This window comes from Nonomuraea turcica, assembly GCF_030718205.1.
Taxonomy (GTDB): Bacteria; Actinomycetota; Actinomycetes; order Streptosporangiales; family Streptosporangiaceae; genus Nonomuraea.
In genome coordinates this window covers 100,770-117,423 of the sequence record NZ_JAUZQF010000015.1, presented here as the reverse complement: position 1 = coordinate 117,423, position 16,654 = coordinate 100,770, and the positions used below count along the sequence as shown (strand labels likewise).

13 protein-coding genes and 1 pseudogene are annotated in these 16,654 nt (G+C 67.3%); 7 read left to right on the top strand and 7 right to left on the bottom strand.

Annotated features, from left to right (window positions below; all coding sequences use genetic code 11):
• Window positions 1-257: 257 nt before the first annotated feature.
• Complete coding sequence (locus Q9G87_RS34610; protein WP_305920764.1) at window positions 258-1,217, bottom strand: ankyrin repeat domain-containing protein; 960 nt, start codon at window positions 1,215-1,217, stop codon at window positions 258-260.
• A gap of 657 nt (window positions 1,218-1,874) precedes the next feature.
• On the bottom strand, window positions 1,875-4,820 hold the full coding sequence (locus tag Q9G87_RS34605) for an NACHT domain-containing protein (RefSeq protein ID WP_371825865.1): 2,946 nt from the start codon (window positions 4,818-4,820) through the stop codon (window positions 1,875-1,877).
• A 718-nt stretch (window positions 4,821-5,538) separates the two neighbouring features.
• Between Q9G87_RS34605 and Q9G87_RS34600 the strand changes: the two genes are divergently transcribed.
• The 3 genes and pseudogenes from Q9G87_RS34600 to Q9G87_RS34590 all read left to right on the top strand — a co-directional run bounded on the left by Q9G87_RS34600 (window position 5,539) and on the right by Q9G87_RS34590 (window position 7,032).
• Window positions 5,539-5,691 carry a hypothetical protein gene (locus tag Q9G87_RS34600; protein WP_305920762.1) on the top strand — a complete coding sequence of 51 codons (153 nt, stop codon included), beginning with the start codon at window positions 5,539-5,541 and terminating at the stop codon, window positions 5,689-5,691.
• 69 nt (window positions 5,692-5,760) lie between these two features.
• Window positions 5,761-6,075 (top strand): annotated as a pseudogene (locus tag Q9G87_RS34595) (dihydrofolate reductase family protein); the annotation flags it as partial.
• A gap of 61 nt (window positions 6,076-6,136) precedes the next feature.
• A protein-coding gene (locus tag Q9G87_RS34590; RefSeq protein WP_371825870.1) for an IS5 family transposase occupies window positions 6,137-7,032 on the top strand; the annotation gives its coding sequence in 2 pieces (ribosomal slippage) (window positions 6,137-6,484 and window positions 6,487-7,032; 894 coding nt in all).
• Window positions 7,033-7,046: 14 nt separating this feature from the next.
• Here the strand turns inward: Q9G87_RS34590 and Q9G87_RS34585 are convergent.
• Window positions 7,047-7,586 (bottom strand): DUF3841 domain-containing protein, encoded by a 540-nt coding sequence (locus tag Q9G87_RS34585; RefSeq protein WP_305920761.1) that lies wholly within the window; start codon window positions 7,584-7,586, stop codon window positions 7,047-7,049.
• A 98-nt stretch (window positions 7,587-7,684) separates the two neighbouring features.
• A complete protein-coding gene (locus Q9G87_RS34580) occupies window positions 7,685-8,056 on the bottom strand; it encodes a hypothetical protein (RefSeq protein WP_305920760.1) in 372 nt (123 codons plus the stop codon).
• Window positions 8,057-8,142: 86 nt separating this feature from the next.
• On the opposite strand from Q9G87_RS34580, the gene Q9G87_RS34575 reads away from it, so the two are divergent.
• The 4 genes from Q9G87_RS34575 (at window position 8,143) to Q9G87_RS34560 (ending at window position 14,147) form a co-directional block, all read left to right on the top strand.
• Window positions 8,143-8,553 (top strand): hypothetical protein, encoded by a 411-nt coding sequence (locus Q9G87_RS34575; protein ID WP_305920759.1) that lies wholly within the window; start codon window positions 8,143-8,145, stop codon window positions 8,551-8,553.
• The gene (locus tag Q9G87_RS34570; RefSeq protein WP_305920758.1) at window positions 8,553-8,774 is read left to right on the top strand and encodes a hypothetical protein; all 222 of its coding nucleotides are present in this window, start codon (window positions 8,553-8,555) and stop codon (window positions 8,772-8,774) included. Before Q9G87_RS34575 ends, Q9G87_RS34570 begins: the two co-directional genes overlap by 1 nt.
• Window positions 8,775-8,862: 88 nt before the next feature.
• Window positions 8,863-9,750, top strand: a complete 888-nt coding sequence (locus Q9G87_RS34565) for a universal stress protein (protein ID WP_305920757.1) — start codon at window positions 8,863-8,865, stop codon at window positions 9,748-9,750.
• 131 nt (window positions 9,751-9,881) lie between these two features.
• A complete protein-coding gene (locus Q9G87_RS34560) occupies window positions 9,882-14,147 on the top strand; it encodes a cation-translocating P-type ATPase (RefSeq protein WP_305920756.1) in 4,266 nt (1,421 codons plus the stop codon).
• A gap of 3 nt (window positions 14,148-14,150) precedes the next feature.
• Here the strand turns inward: Q9G87_RS34560 and Q9G87_RS34555 are convergent, their stop codons facing one another.
• Genes Q9G87_RS34555 through Q9G87_RS34545 form a run of 3 tightly spaced genes read right to left on the bottom strand, consistent with a single transcriptional unit; the run spans window position 14,151 to window position 16,641 of the window.
• Window positions 14,151-15,128: a branched-chain amino acid ABC transporter permease gene (locus Q9G87_RS34555; protein ID WP_305920755.1), complete on the bottom strand. Its 978-nt coding sequence runs from the start codon at window positions 15,126-15,128 to the stop codon at window positions 14,151-14,153.
• A complete protein-coding gene (locus tag Q9G87_RS34550; protein ID WP_305920754.1) occupies window positions 15,125-15,985 on the bottom strand; it encodes a branched-chain amino acid ABC transporter permease in 861 nt (286 codons plus the stop codon). The genes Q9G87_RS34555 and Q9G87_RS34550 overlap by 4 nt, the downstream gene beginning before the upstream one ends.
• On the bottom strand, window positions 15,982-16,641 hold the full coding sequence (locus tag Q9G87_RS34545; protein ID WP_305920753.1) for an ABC transporter ATP-binding protein: 660 nt from the start codon (window positions 16,639-16,641) through the stop codon (window positions 15,982-15,984). Before Q9G87_RS34545 ends, Q9G87_RS34550 begins: the two co-directional genes overlap by 4 nt.
• Window positions 16,642-16,654: the final 13 nt, after the last annotated feature.

The window sequence follows — 16,654 nt, the reverse complement described above, 5'->3', positions numbered from 1 at the left end:
GCAGAGCCCAGCGGTGCCGATTGCTGTACAGCAGCCTGGTACAGCAACGCCGACACATATCGGCACGCGCCGCCCCCCACCTGGCGCTTGACCAGGAGGAAGGCCATCCGATGTTGTGTCTGGCTCCCGTTTGCAAGCAGGAAGTCAGGGGTTCGAAATCTCCTAGGCTCCAGTCACATAGAAACCTAGGTCAGATGCTTGGGCATTGATCTTTAGTGAGGCTGTTTTCGCGGTCGCGGGACGATCACGCCCGTACATCAGGCTGAGTAGCCCTGCTCGGGCAGTCGCAGCCAGGTATCGGGGGCGGTGATCGGCTGGGCGTCCATCAGGCGCAGGTCTGTGCCAGCGCAGCAAAACGCCACAGGGTGGTTGCGGTAGAGGTGGGCAGCGAGGATCTTGTCGGCCACGGCGTCAGGGGGGACCATGTAGGCGCTGTCCGGCTCCCAGGCTACGACCGCGCCGTCTCGGGCGGTGTGCCCGAAGATGCCGCCTTTGGGATTGGAGTACATGCTGTAGCAGACCGCGCCCCGTGAGACGCGCTTGACGACGCCGGGCGTGGACGGGGTGTATCCCCAGGGTTGGGTGATGACGCAGCCGCCGGGCACGTCCGTGATGCCTACGATCCTCTCGGCGTCCGGGACGTTCCACCAGGCCTCGTAGAGAACGTCGATGTCCACGTCGTCGGCAGGTGCGGCTTCCAGGCGCGCTGTTGTCTCGGCTGCGCTGACGTCGGCCACGCAGGCCAGGCTCAGGCCGTCGTAATAGAAGTCTCCCAGCGCGGGGATCAGACGTTTGGCTTCCGCTGCGGCGGCGGCCTCGGCCTCGGATAGACCGATCTCCGGAGAGGGAACGGGGAAGAGGTCGGGAGTGGGGCCGGCCAGACTGAGACGGCCGGGGGACCAGCCGTCCATCATGAGGCGCCACGGATCCGCTCCAGCGGCGAGTAGGGCTCGGGCGTTGTCCACGCGGCCTTCGAAGACGGCCATCCACAGCGCGGTCCGGCCTCGATGCTCGGCGTCGACGTCGTCGACCCGCATGGCCAACTCGGCGACCACTTCAGGCGATCCCTGCTCAGCCGCGACATGCAGCGGCTTTTCAAAGATGTTCACGCCGGAGTTGGGATCAGCACCCGCGGCGAGCCGGTCACGGATCAGGTCGAGGTCTGTCCACCCGTCATAGCCGACGATCCACCATCCGACGTCATCAGTAGCAGCCATGGCACTCCTTGGACAACGCAGGGACACGTGCGTCACTGATCATGACCTACAGGGCCGACATTTTGGTCGGCACCTTGCGAGGCATTGGAGATCTGGCGGTCCAAATGGACCCTGCCTCGGAAGCGTTCCGCGCCCCAGACGTCGTGATCTTGCTAACGCTGACGTGGGATGGCCGAGACCAGCGAGAAACGACGAGAGCTAGTCGCAACCGTAACCCCTGATCAAGCTTCTGATCGACAGGTTTCCGCAGGCGGCCATGGAGAGTATCGGAGATCACCCTGATCTACGAGAGACACGTCCTGACGTTGATCCGCGGGGAGTGACGGCAACGCTGACGGCAACGTCGGCCACCAAGCCCACGTGCGGAGCACCACGGACGACCGGCTGGCCCCTGGTAGTTACTGGGGAGCAGGGTGATTGCTACACCTGAAAAGCGGAAGGTCAGATTAACCACCACGTGTGCTTCTCCATTTCCGAACCCGTTCCCTTTCCCTCGGTGACCGGTCGTCATCTGACGAGATCATCCAACCTGATCAACCGACAACTCGAACCTGGCGAACCACGAAGAGCCTGTTAACGGGCGGACCAATCTGGCTCATCGTCGTTCAGGATGGCAGGAGACAGGAACTGCGATCCGCTCAAGCGAGACGTGGATGCCTATTCGGTACTTGCGGCCGGCGGATGCCAGCCTATTATTTCCAGCTCGCTGAAGTCAGCTAGCGGTTGCAAATCAGTCACTTCTGCGCCGGTAAGGTTAAGTTTTCTCAGTGACCGGAGACTTGCTAATGGAGCGATGTCGTTGACCTTGGTCCCACTCAAATCGAGAATGCGTAGATGTTTTAGACCTGCCAAAGGCTTGATGTCGAACACTTTTGTGTCTAGCAGGATCAGCTCGACCAGATTGGACAGGGTCGCGATCGACTTCAGATTGGTGATTCGGGTGCCTTCTAAATTCAGGTATGTTAAATTCCTCAAGCGAGTGACATGGAGTACCGAATCAATGTTGGTCCGTGCAAGATCGAGTCGGACTAGGTTACTGAGAGATGCAAGGTCTTCGGTGTTAACCAAGTTGACGTTCTGACAGGATAGTGATTGGAGGTTATGTAGCTCGGTGAAGGCTGCGCAGTCATAGCTAGCGGCGTCGTTCGAATCGTCGCGCTTTTCCAGGACTAGTGTCAGATCGCGCAAGGTTTTGAGGCGTCCGAGCAGGGGTAAGAAGGCGGATTCGTGCACGGTCACCGGCACATCGGACAGGTTGGTTGCCAACAATACTTCTTCTAGATACTCATGTGGTGAGCGTGAGCGGACCCACAGGTTTACTAGTTCTGCGCGAACCACTGGACTTGGATGGTTGCGGAAAGTCTTCAGCAGCGAGAGCCCGCTCACGCCACCTATCAATCCTGCGGTTACCACTGTGGCGGCGGCCTCTCCGTCCGTCAGAGACGAATGGAGAACAATCTCCGCGAGTAGGTCCAGTACGAAGTCACCAGCCGAGGCCATGCTCTCGGCCTCAGATGCGCTCCGCGGTGGAAGGAGAATTGCGGTGTTCTCCTTGATCGTGCTGGCGATGTCTGGGTCGACCAATTCGACGTCCGAGATGCACGCGGCCGCGAGCAACCAAAGCTGGCGAGACCGGGAGCCAGCGTTGCGGGCCTGCTCTATCAACCCCGCAAGCACTGATGTTTGCCTGGCCTCGTCCTCTTGTGTTTGGCCAGCCACCATGATTAGGACATCGTGGTAAAAAGGGTCATGTGCATTCCGGAGAAGGTGTCCGAGGTTATCCTTGCGGAACGCCTCAACGCCCGCCAGATAGTCCTGAAAGCTGGGGTGGCGGAACTCTAGGAGGTCGATCGTGGGATCCTGAAGGACTCCCGAGCGCTCTAATAGATATTTGAGTACTAAATCAGCGGTTTCCGGAACATGTGGCGGAAACTGATCTCCTCGCAATCGAGGAAGAAACTCCCGAATCTGCGCAAGTGCCGTACTCTTGGGAATCGTCCGGCGTCCCTCAAGAGTCATCCACATCGCCATGTGGGCGAGGAGCGCCTGTGCTTGAGTCTGCGTGAGTTGCACAGGGGCAGCAATTATTCGAGACTCGGTGTCTCGGCGTTCGAGGAGCATTGACAGGGCCGCCCGATAAAGTGCGACCTTGCCTCTAGGGAGCTCCGAGTTCAAGTTGCGATTGAGGGCGCACAGCATCGCACAGAGCAGAGGATTTGTAGCGAGGTTAGCGAGGTCTCTTCTGAGAATTAAAGCGTTTTTCAACGCTGCAGCGCGTTGCGGTAGTTTGGCCAAGTCAAAGGAGGTCGTCGCCACACCTTCGTGCCATTTGTCAATGAAGAGGTCCACCTGTGTAGGAGTCATGGGCTCCAGGCGTGTTGTGATGAACCCGTGTCTTCTGAGTAGGGCCCGATGCCCTTCCGCAAGTGCTGCCGGTCGGGTCGTAACCAGGAATCGGTTTCCCGTGTATACCGCCGAAAGCTCTTCGAGCCATGTCATGACCTCTTCGCGATGAGGCTCCTTCACCTCATCCACTCCGTCAACCATGATGACGGCTCGTCGGTTGGCGAGGACCGAAGAGATCCACCCCGCGGGGGCAGCACCGCTTAAGGGCCAAACGGACGCTTTGACGAACTCGTCTGGTGAGGGCAACCGCAGTGTCTCATCACTCACAAGCGTCCGCAGCCTGAGTGGAAAGGGAACCAGATTGTTCCATTCCGAAAGTGGCGGCGGAAATTCCTGGCGGCAGATATGGAGGGCAAGGCGTTGAAGTAATGTGGATTTGCCTGCTCCAGCGGGTCCCTCTATCAGGATGCGATGGCTCTCTCCGAGGAAGTCTTCCAAGACGTGTCCGGTGATGCGATTTTGGAAGAGGTTGTCGGAGTTGGGAGGGCCGTCCTGTCCATGCTTCTCGTCGGCTTGGTATAACGACAGGTTAACATAGGCTGTGCTCAGCTGATAGGTTTGCTCTTCGGTAGGCAACCCTAGGCCGAACAGGTTCATTTTGTCATAGAGAGCTACTACGGCCTCGCGATGGCGTAACTCGAATTCGCCGAATATTTGATTCTGGGCCGGGATTCGGCTTTTCAGTTCGCCGAGTATACGCGAGTGCTCGAGAGCGGTGCGCGCAGCGAACTCCGGTTGACGCGTGAAGAACTCCACTAGCTGCACACAGCAACCGGCAAGGAGTAAGCTGTAGAGTTCCTTCCCAGCATCGCTGCAGTGGGCGACTGAGACTTTTGACTTGGCGCTCATCTGCTCAGCTAACAGATGGGCGTCCAGATGCGCTGCCTGAACCTCGTCCATGGTGATCTGCTCCAGCGCCATCAGCGCCGCTAGCACGGCATCAAGGACTCGCTCTCCCTCTTCCTCTCCTATATGCCGAAATTCTGGCTTTGCATCAGTCAGACGGAGGCCGACTTGGCGCACAAGCTTACGAACGTCTCTTTCAACTAGGTGCCGTTTGTGGTCGCGACGCCACGAAACGTAACCCTCAAGGCGTATGGGGCTGTCCGTCATTCCGGCGCCAGTTGGTGGTGGGGATATGAGACGCGCGACAAGCTCTTCTCCCACGGCCGAAGCAACCCAGCCCACAACATCCATATGAGTATCCACTCTGCAAGAACATGCGGTGGACGTAGTATGACATGAGACGCGTCGAGATCTGGTGGATTGCGTCTGGCTACGGATCAGATGCCAGCGTCACGTCGTGCGCCAACTGCCCTCTGCGCCAAGCTCAAGTGAGACATGTGGGCCTAAAGTTCATTAACTGGCATGAGTAGGGCGAGAACGGGTATCCATCGCAGCGACCATGATCAGCCATGACTGAGCGCTATGCGTACGGTAGCCGTCACGAGGGCCGGCCATACGGCCATCGCCCGTTCTCCGAACCCACGCGTCCGGCCGTGAGTAGGGAAGCGACACCAGAAGGGCTCGATCCGACACGTCGGCTAGTTCCACCGCGAACGTCATCGGGCCCCAGCTGTTCCCTGGCAATACATGGGCTTACGACGGACGCGCAAGCGGAACATGGTGCCGTCTACGGTGATGAGCCGTGAGCCCTTCTTCGGGATCGCCATGTGCGACCTCCTGTCCTGTTCCGTCAATGTTCCATGGGATGGTCGAGAACAGCGAGAAACGACGATAACCAGCCGCAACAGTAACCCCTGGTCATGCTCCTGATCGACAGGTTTCCGCAGGTGGCCACGGAGAGTATCGGAGATCATGCAGATCTTCGAGGGCACCAACCAGATCCAGCGGCTGGTGATCAGCAGACACCTGGCCAAGTAACCTCCGGGCTGCTTATCAAGCTCGAGCCGCGATGAGTTCTGCGGCGTCCGGCGGTATCGTCGGGCCGGACGGCGGCTTCGACTGGAAGGCGCCCGACGAGGCGGTCTTTCGCTCCCACACCGACGAGGTACGAGAGGTCGACGTCTACCTGTTGGGACGGCGGCTGTACGAGACGATGCTGTAGACCGCCGACCAGAATCCATCGCTCGACTTCTCAACGCTCGAGTGGGCCGCGCTCTGGAAGTCGCTCCCCAAGGTGGTGTTCTCCACCACGCTGTCGGCGGTGCAGGGCAATGCCCGCCTGGCCTCCGGCGGCCTGGCGGAGGAGCTCGAGCGGTTGCGAGCCGAGCCGGGGGAGGGCAACATCGCGATCGGCGGCGCAACTCTCGCCGCCGAGGCGGCCGCGTCGGGTCTGATCGACGAGTACCGGGCCAGGGTCTACCCGGTGCTGGTCGGCGGTGGCATTCCGTTCTTTCCCCAGCGTGAGCACCGGGTGGATCTCGAACTCGTCGAGACCCGCACCTTCAACTCGAGAGTCGTCTGCCTCCGCTACCGCGTGGCGCGCTAGGGCGTGTCCCGTGGATCTTTGATGGCAGTTGGTGTAGATCATCCGTGTGGATGAGGAGCGTCTGAGTCGGCATGATCTGACGGATGAGGAGTGGGAACGGCTGGCGCCGCTGTTGCCGGTCAACCCTCGGCAGGGTGGTCGATGGGCCGATCATCGGACTGTGATCAATGGGGTGTTCTTCCGGACGCGGACCAACATCGCCTGGCGTGATCTGCCGTCCTGCTACGGGAACTGGAAGACCGTCTATAACCGGCATCGTCGCTGGTCGATGGATGGCACCTGGGAGAAGATCCTGGACGGGTTACGGGCCGGCTGTGATGCGGCCGAGGGGGCGGACTGGACGGTGAGTGTGGATTCCACCGTGGTGCGCGCGCACCAGCACGCCGCCGGGGCTCGCCAGGCGCCGCCGGCCGACTTTCCGGTAAAGGGGATGCCGTAGATCACGAACCGGTCAAGGGGCGGGAGGCGCTGGGCCGCTCGCGGGGCGGACTGAGCACCAAGATTCATCTGGTCGCCGACCGGCGTTGCCGTCCGATCGCCACGCTCATCAGTCCTGGCCAGCACGCCGACAGCCCGTACTTCCGGCGGGTCCTGGAACGGGTCCGGATCGTGCGTCGCGGTCTGGGCCGTCCGCGGAAGCGTCCTGGGCGGGTGTTGGCCGATAAGGCGTACTCCTCGCGGGGCAACCGCGCCTACCTGCGGCGGCGCGGCATCAAGGCGGTCATTCCGATCAAGAGGGATCAGCGCGCCAACCGTCTCAAGAAAGGCCGCAGGGGCGGGCGACCGCCCGGCTTCGACGCCGAGCTGTACAAGGAGCGCAACACCGCCGAGCTATGCGTCAACAAGCTGAGGGGCTACCGCGCGGTGGCCCTACGCACCGACAAACGCGCGCGGATCTACCAGGGAACCATCGATGTCGCCTCGATCGGGATCTGGCTCCGCGACCCAGTCGCATGACGACGGGGCATCGCCTATTCACCAGCTTCAACGGCGAGAGGCGTTTCCTCGGGCTCATCCAACGACGACGGCTCCAATGGGCGGGCGCTCAGCACCCACGGGCCTGCCACGCGCGGAAGGCATGCCTGGACGCGCCCATCGGCCGGTTCATCGAGCTCGTCCTGGTCGATCGACCAGTCCATTCTCGGCGAACTCTCGCTCATGAAGATCGCTTCCAGGAAGTCGTTCCATCGCCCATACGAGCTGAGTACTACGAACTCGTCGGGCACATCCAGGTCCAGGACGACATAGCGGCCGTACTCCTCCGGACCATCAGGATTAAGGAGCAGTTCCGCTGTCAACGCCACCCGGTCATCGTGGGTATCCGGCCCAAGCCATGCCCACAACGGCGGTCGGCCCGCGCAGTCGATGCCGCGCCGAGCCATCTCCGCCACCATTTCCTCGTAAGCAGGACGGTATGAATGGCTCAGCACCCTGGCCCAGTCCCCAACTAATTCACCGCTATCCTCCAGCGACTCGAGAACCGTTCGATACTGGACCGTCCACAAACGCACCGGACAAATTATGTCAGCACAGGACAGATGATCCATGGGACACGCCCTAGGCCGTGTCTGCGCCGCCGCGGCTCGCGGTCATCATCGACCGCGGCCGCCTAGTCTCCCTGGTTGGTACTCGGCTTGTCTCGACTCCAGATCTGAGTGCAGCGAGGGAGGTCTTCGATGCCGCCACCTTCCGGGATCATGCCCCGGAGGAAGGGGATCAGGTACTGAGGCGGTTCGCCCAGGAGCACGGCCAGGTCGTCCTCGGTGATGGTGAGGGTGAAGGCCGTGCCCGGTTGCGCCGGGTTCCACCCTTGTTCGACGGCCCGCCGGATGCATCCGTTGACGAGGATGGGACGGACGACGATCGTTCGCTCTCCTGACCAGTTGTCCGGCCGGGCGCAGGGGAGTGACACCACAAGGACGCCTGCCGGCTCCTCGGGAATCAGCGACAAGTAATACGAGACGCCCGCAAGCCTGGTCATCAGCCGCCGCCTGGCCCGCTGATCAACGGTCGGGCGGCGGACTGCTCGTGGGCATACTGATCCCAGGGGGAGGACATGCTGGAGGCATGCGGGGACGTCACCTGGACAGTCGGATGACGGCCGTGCGGCTCCGCCTGGTGGGGGTGGGGGCGATGAACTCCCCGCGCTATCGCCCCGCCGGGCTCCTGGCCAGCTGGCAGGACAACCGGGTCCTGCTCGATGGGGGCGGCGACGCGGCGGGCGGGGAGCGGCTCGACGGCTGGCTGGTCTGCGATGAACGCGCCGAGCTGATGCCCCAGATCCGCCACGCGGCGCGGGGACTCCGGATGACCGCCGGGGTGGCGGTCTACGAGGCTGCGGGGGTGGAGATCGTGCCGCTGCCGGTCAGCCACACCTCCCACCCCACCTACGGCTACCTGATCAGCACGGATCGGGCGCAGGCCGTCTGGGCGCCGGAGTTCTGGGCTTTCCCGCCTGGGCGGCCGGCGTTGACCTGATGTTCGCCGACGCCGCGGGGTGGGACAGGCCGATCCGCTTCGCCGGCGGTGTGGGCGGGCACGCGAGCGTGCTCCAGGTCGCGCGGCAGGCGCGCGATCTCCAGGTGGGGCGGCTGGTCTTCGCCCATATCGGCCGCCCCTCCATCCGGGCGATCGACCGCGGCGAGCGGCCGCCGTTCGGCGAGTGGGGCGTCGAGGGCCGACCCTACCCCCTTGGCTAGCCCCGGCCATTCGCTGATAGGAGCGCGTGCGCGGGCGCTCCGCAGGCCGGGTCGTGCGAGGCTGGAGGGAGAACGGGGGAGGTGCGTGATGGCCAGACACATCGTGATCGGCGTGGACGGGTCCGCACCGGCGACAGCGGCTGTGGAGTGGGCGGCGGCCGATGCCCAGCGCAGAGAGCTGAGCATGCGGATCTTGCACGTGTGCGAGCAATGGCCCTACCGCGTGGACACGACACGATACTGTGCGGGAACGCTGGCCGCGGCGGCCGACCGGGCTCGCGCCCTGACCCGCGGCGTGGAGGTGACCACGCAGTTGCTGTCCGGCAACGTGGTCGACACGCTGATCGGCGAGTCCGGCTCGGCCGACAGCGTGGTGATCGGCAGCCGGGGGCTCGGCGGGTTCGCCGGCATGATGGTCGGCTCGGTCAGCATGGGCGTCGCCGGGCACGCCGCCGGTCCGGTGGTGGTCGTACGCGAGACTTCGGTGGTGGTGCACGGACGGGTTGTCGTCGGATACGACGGCTCGGAGCATTCCGAGGCCGCGATGCGCTACGCCGTCGAGCAGGCGCGTGCTCGCGAGGTTCCGTTGCACGTCATCTATGCCTGGCAGGCCCCGGTGGTCTCGACGTACGCCGCCGCGTACGGCAGCTTTCTGGAGGACGCCTACGAGCAGGAGACCGAGACGGCGCAGGAGCGGGTGGCCCGCTGGCGCGACGGGAATCCGGATGTCGCGATCACCGATGAGACGGTGGTCGGCCATCCGGTCAACTTCCTGATCGAGGCGGGCGGCACAGCCGACCTGGTCGTCGTGGGCTCGCGTGGGCTGGGTGGCTTCGCCTCGGCGGTGCTCGGCTCGGTCAGCCATGCCGTGCTGCACCACCTGAGGTGCCCGGTCGCCGTGGTGCGGCCGGGGATTACGGCCCGCAAAGACGGTCAAATCTCTACCGCCCGGAATAAGGGGGCAGGCGATGGATAAGGAACCTGAATAGCTTTCATCGGCGCCGGCACGATCATCGTGACCACGACGACGAGACGCAAGAACGAGTAGCGCGGACGGGAGGTCACACGGCGTTGTCCGGTCTGCTCTCCGTTGACACGTTCCTGAACATGCTCCCCGAACCCATGCGAAGCGTCCTGCCACGCGCTCGCCGGGTCCGACCCTGTGCGGGCGGGGTCCGGATCGAACTGCGGAACATCGGCGGGCCACGCACCGAGCGGCCGGCCCGCGCTCTCGAAGAGCGGCTGCGCTCGGCGGGAGCGCCGCGCGCCGAGGTGAACGGGGCGCTCGGCTGCGTGTTCGTGGCCTGCGATGAGACGGCCGACGTGGACAAGTTCGTGGCCGTCGTGGAGGAGCTCGACGAGGGCGGCGAGCCGCTGGGGGACGGTCGTGTGCTCGACGGCGTGGAGCAGCAGGCCCGCGCCGCGGTCGGCCTCTGCCTGCACCTCGCCGGCGCCGGGATCGCCATGGCCGGCGCGCTGACCCGCGCACCGCGGCTCCCCGTGGCGGTGCCGAGCGTCCTCGCGCTGATCGAGCACACCCCGTGGGTCCGCGGCGCGCTGGAGGAGCGCGTCGGCAAGCCGGTCGTGGACACGATGCTGGCGACGGGCCGGGTCGTTTCCGCCACGCTGGCCGTGCGACCGCTGTCGCTGCTGATCGACTCCGTCGCCGCAGCCGGCCGGTACGTCGACGCGCGCGCCGGTCGCCAGGCCTGGGAGCGGCGTGAGGAGGAGTTCGCCGCCGAGGAGGGCGCGTACCGGCACACCAGGGCCGCCGCCGCGACGCGCCCGGCCCCGCTGCCGCGCGGCCCCGTGGAGCGCTACGCCGACGCGGCGGGGCCCGCGACGGTGGCCGCCCACGGCCTGACCACGATCGTCAGCCACAGCTACCAGCGGGGTGTGTCCATGCTGGTCTCGGGCATCCCCAAGGCGGCCGGCCTCGGCAGGGAGGCCTTCGTCAGCGCCGTGGCGCGCTGTCTGGCCGGACGTGGCACGATCGTGCTCGACCGCGACGCCCTGCGCCGCATGGACCGGATCGACACCGTCGTGCTGGACGCCGCCGTGCTCACCACGGGAGCGTGGACGATCGACAGCGTCATGCCGCTCGCCCCCGATGTGGACCTCGACGACCTGCATGCCCGGCTCTACGCGCTGCTCGACCTCGCCGACCCCGCGGCCCGGCGGCGGCGCGACGGGTGGAGCGCGGCGCCCGCGCCGGTGGAGGACGTGCCCGAGCGGTGGATTGAGCAGGGGCTCCGGCCGGTCGGGGTGGCCAGGGACGGTGTGCCGATCGCCGTGGTCGGCCTGGCCCGCGAGCTGCATCCCCTTGCCGAGGCCGTGGTCGCGGCGCCCCAGCAGACGTGCCGGGTGGTGCTGGCCGATGCCGATCCGGGACTGGCCGGACGGCTGCGGGTGGAGGAGGTCGTGCCCGGCGGGTCGCGGCTGGCCGCGTCGGTGCGGGCGTTGCAGGCCGAGGGGCACGGCGTGGCCGTGGTGGCGCGGCGCGGGCGGCGCGCCTTGCGGCAGGCTGACCTGGGCGTCGGCGTGCTCGACAGGGTACGGCGGGTTCCGTGGGACGCCGACGTCATGGGCGGGCTCGACGGCGTGCACCTGCTGCTCCAATGCCTGCCGGCGGCCAGGAGGGCAAGTGTGCGCGGCGTGTGGACGGCGGCCGCCGGGTCGATCGCCGGTACAGCAGTGACGTTGCTCGGTCCGGCCGCGACCGCGATTCGACGCGCCCAGCTCGTCCACAACCTGACCGTGCTGGCCGCCCTCGCGACCGGGGAGTGGGCGGGCCGGCGCGTGGGGCGGGCGGAGCCGCCGGTCCAGGCCGACCATACGCCCTGGCACGCCATGGCCGTCCGTGACGTCCTCGCCCGGCTCGGGGCCTCGCCGGACGGCCTGAGCGAGGCCGAGGCGGAGCGCCGCAGGACCGTCTCGATCCGCCCTGTGAAGATCGGCCCGGAGTCCCTGGCCGGCGAGACCGCGAGAGAGCTCGCCAACCCGCTGACTCCGGTGCTGGCCACGGGAGCGGGCGTGTCGGCCGCGTTCGGCTCGGTGCTCGACGCTGTGCTGATCGCCGGCGTGATCGTGGTGGACGCCCTGCTCGGCGGCGCCCAGCGGCGGGGCGTGGGGCGGGCGCTGCGGCGCCTGACGGAGACCACCGCCGTCCGGGTCCGGCTGCGCCGCGCCGCAGGCGAGGTGGCCGCATATGCCGACGACCTGGTGCCGGGCGACGTGATCGAGCTCAGGGCGGGCGATGCCGTGCCGGCCGACGGGAGGCTGATCCAGGCGGCCGGGCTCGAGGTCGACGAGTCGCCGCTCACCGGCGAGTCGCAACTCGTGCCCAAGACCGCGGCGCCCGTCGCGGCGCCCGCCGTCGCGGACCGCGCCTCGATGGTGTACGAGGGCACGACCGTCGCGGCCGGGCACGGGCTCGCCGTGATCGTGGCCACCGGCGAGGCGACCGAAGCAGGCAGGACCGCCAGGCTGGTCCGGCAGGAGCCGCCGCCGAGCGGCGTGGAGCTGCGGCTGCGCGCGCTGAGCCGGCGGATACTCCCGGCCGCGGTCGGCTCCGGCGTGGTCCTCATGCTCGTCGAGCTGCTGCGCGGCTCGCCGCTGACTCAAGCCCTCGCCCCGGCGGTGAGCATGGCGGTCGCGGCGGTTCCCGAAGGGCTGCCGTTCGTCGCCACCGTGGCCGAGCTGGCCTCGGCCAAGCGGCTGTCGACCCGCAACACGCTGGTCCGCAACCCGTCCACGATCGAGGCGCTGGGCCGGGTGGACGTGCTCTGCTTCGACAAGACGGGCACGCTCACCGAGGGCCACATCAGCCTGCGCCTGGTGTCGGACGGCCAGATCGAGCAGGAGGTGGAGGAGGCCGCGCCCGAGCTGCGGGCGATCGTGGGCGCGGCGCTGCGCGCGGGGCCGCGCTTCGGAGGCGGGCGGGCCATCCCGCACCCCACGGACCGCGCGATCGTGGATGGCGCCGAGAGGCTGGGCATCACCCCTCAGGAGGGGCTGCGCGCCTGGCACCGCGTGGCCGAGCTGCCCTTCGAGCCGGTCCGGGGCTACCACGCCGTCCTCGGCCGCGGCGAGGCGGGGCAGCTGCTGAGCGTCAAGGGCGCGCCAGAAGTGGTGCTCGGCCAGTCCACGAACGTCGTGGTGAACGGGCAGGTCGTGCCGCTGGACCTCGCGATCAGGCGGCGGTTGGAGCAGGAGGTGGACCGGCTCGCCCTGCGCGGCTACCGGGTGCTCGCCGTGGCGGAGCGGCCCGCCTCCAGCCGTGCCGATCTCGACGAGTCCCGCATCGAGAGCCTGTGCTTCCTCGGGTTCCTCGGGCTGGCCGATCCGGTGCGTCCGACGGCCAAACGCAGTGTGGAGCGGCTCGTCCGCGCCGGTGTACAGGTCGTCATGATCACCGGGGATCATCCCAGTACGGCGGAGGCCATCGCGGCGGAGATCGGCGCGCTGGACGGCCGGCGCGTGATGACCGGCCCCGAGCTGGAGGAGCTGGACGACGAGGTCCTGGCCAAGGCGCTGCCGGATGTGGCGGTCTTCGCCCGGGTCACGCCCGAGCACAAGGCGCGGATCGTCACCAGGTTGCGCGCGGCGGGCAGGGTGGTGGCCGTCACCGGCGACGGCGCCAACGACGTGCCCGCGATCCGGCTCGCCGACGTGGGCGTGTCCCTGGGCTCGCACGCCGCTCCCGCCACCAAGGCCGCCGCCGACATCGTCATGCTCGACGACCGCATCGAGACGATCATCGAGGCGATCGTCGAGGGACGGGGCATGTGGGCCTCCGTCCGCGACGCGCTGGGCATCCTGCTCGGCGGCAATGTCGGGGAGATCGCTTTCACGCTCGGATCGAGCCTGCTCACCGGCCGCACCGCGTTGAACGCCCGCCAGCTCCTGCTGGTCAACCTGCTCACCGACATGCTGCCCGCCATGGCGGTGGCCATCCGGCCGCCCAGCGCCGCCAGCCCCGAGCGGCTGCTCGCCGAGGGACCCGAGGTCTCCCTCGGCGCCGCTCTGACCAGGGACATCTACCTGCGGGCGGTGGCCACGGGCGTCGCGGCGGGGGCGGCGTGGCTGCTGGCGCGGATGAGCGGGACGCGGGGCCGGGCCGACACGGTCGGGCTCATCGGCCTGGTGGCGGCCCAGCTGCTGCAGACCCTCGCACTGGGCGGGCGGGATCGGGTGGTGGTGCTGGCCGCGCTGTTGTCCCTGGCCACGCTGGTGCTGATCGTCTCGACGCCCGGTCTCAGCCAGGTCTTCGGCTGCCGCCCCGTCGGCCCGCTCGGCTGGGGGATCGGCCTGGGCTGCGCGGCCACCGCGGCGCTGCTCGCCGCGATGATCGAACGGTCTCACGCGGAGTAGTCATCAGCGGGTTTCCACGGGAGGTTCTTCCCGGCTGCGTGATAGTCGGCCGGTGATGGCCGGTACCAGGCCGTGGGGCAGGAACAGCACGACCACGATCAGCACGAGCGCGTACACCGCGTACGACAACACGCTCGGCGCGTACGACGGCATCCCGGGCAGACTGGCCAGGCCGTCGAGTCCTTGCACGAGCAGCGTGATCGCCCCAGCCCCGGCCACGGCTCCCCAGATGGTGCCCAGCCCGCCGACCACGGCCATGACGATGTACTGGATCGAGATCAGCACGGGGAACGAGCCCGGCGCCACGTAGCCCGTGTAGAAGCAGTAGATGCCGCCGGCGAGGCCGGCGAACGCCGCCGACAGGGCGAAGACCACCAGCTTGTAGCGCCCGACCGGGATGCCGGACGACGCGGCGGCGGTCTCGCTCGTGGCCAGCGCCCGCAGGGCGCGGCCCGGCCGCGAGGTGATGACGTTGTACGTCACCAGCATCACCAGCGCCAGCCCTCCCCAGGTCAGGTACGCGTACGCGGCCGCACTGCCCGCCTCGAACCCGCCGAGCGAGAACTGCGGGATGGCCTGCAGACCGATGTCCCCGCCGGTGAACTCCAGCTGCCCGGCGAGCGAGAGCAGGATGAGCTGCATGGCCAGGGTCGCGAACGCCAGGTGGTGGCCGCGCAACCGCAGCAGCGGCATGCCGATCACGAGGGCGAACAGGGCCGCCGCCACGGGGGCGGCGATCAGCCCGGCCAGCGGTGGCACGCCGCTCAGGGTGAGGAGGGCGGCGGTGTAGGCGCCGACGCCGTAGAAGGCGCCCTGGCCCAGCGACACCTGCCCGGCGTACCCCATGAGCAGCGACACCCCGACCGTGACCATGGCGGCCAGGCCGAGCAGGATGTACACGGCCAGCGCGCTGTCGTCCAGCAGCGCGGGCAACGCCAGCGTCACGACGGCCACCAGCCCGCCGGCCACGAGCCTGATCATGTGGACTCCTGGGAGATGGCCGTGCGGCGGCCGGCCTGGACGATCATGACGATGATCATGAGACCCAGCGCGATCTCCAGTTGGTGCGACCCGTAGCCGTAGCCGGCGGCCATGGTCTCGGCCACGCCCAGCAGCAGTGCCCCGAGCAGGGTGATCACCGGCCGGGTGAGGGCGCCGAAGACGGCCGCGGCGAAGCCGTTGACGATGAGCGTGACGTCGGTGTCGAACGAGATCGGCCGCAACGGCGTCACCAGCACCCCGGCGAGGCCGCCGAGCAGCCCGCCCAGTGCGAACGCCACCAGCCCCATGCGGCGGGTGTCGATGCCGACGACGCGGGCGGCATAGGGGTTCGACGCGCACGCGGTCAGTGCCTTGCCCAGGTAGGTGCGTCCGAAGAAGAGCGCGAGCGCGACGAACGTCAGGGCCGTCACCGCGATCACCAGCAGGTGCTGCGTCTGGATCCGCGCCCCTGCCACCGTCACCGAGCCGGCCAGTCCGGGCGCCGAGCGCGGCTGGTCGCCCCACAACACGATGTCGACCGCGTAGGCGAGCACGCCGACGCCGAGCGTGACGATCAGCGACGACAACGGGGTCACACCGGGCTTGCCGATGGCGGCCAGCCCGGTCAGCAGCCCCGCCACCGCCGCGACCAGGATGGCCGTCACCTCGCTCAGCCCGTGCGGGAAGCCCAGCCCGAGCAGCGACGACGTGCACAGCCCGGCCATCACGGCGAAGGTGCCCTGGGCGAAGTTCACCACGCCGGTGACCCGGTGGATGACGACCAGGCCGCTGGCGATGAGCGCGATCGCGCACCCGACCGCCAGCCCATTGAGCAGGTACGTGAGGAACGCGCTCATGTGATCGCACCCCCCAGATAGGCGCCGGCCACCTTCGGATCGCCTGCCAGGTCGGCGGAGTCTCCCTCGGCCACCACCCGACCTGACTCCAGCACGTAAGCCCGCCGGCACAGGTCGAAGGCCAGCCGCGCGTTCTGCTCGATGAGCAGCACCGTCAGGCCCTGCGACCGGTTCAGCTCCGCCAGGTGTCCGGCCAGGTCGGCGGTGACATTGGGGGCGAGCCCCAGGGACAGCTCGTCCACCACGAGCACCGACGGGCGCGACATCATGGCCCGGCCGAACGCGACCATCTGCTGCTCGCCGCCCGACAGCACACCCGCCTGCCGCCTCGCCAGCGAAGCCAGCTGGGGCAGCAGGTCGTAGACGGAGGACGGGTCGCGCTCGCCGGAGCGCCAGCCGCCCAGCGCCAGATTGTCCGCGACCGACAAATCCGGAAATAGCTGGCGGCCCTCCGGGATCAACGCCAGCCTTCCGCCGATCTCCACCGTCCCGGAAGCGGGTTTCAGCAGGCCCGCGAGGGTGTTGGCCAGCGTCGACTTACCGGCGCCGTTCGGGCCGAGCAACGCGACCATCTCGCCCTTGCCGACGTTCAGCGTGACGTGCTCCAGTGCGGTCGCGGTGCCATACGAGACGACCAGGTCCCTGACGTCGATCATGACGCCTGCCCGA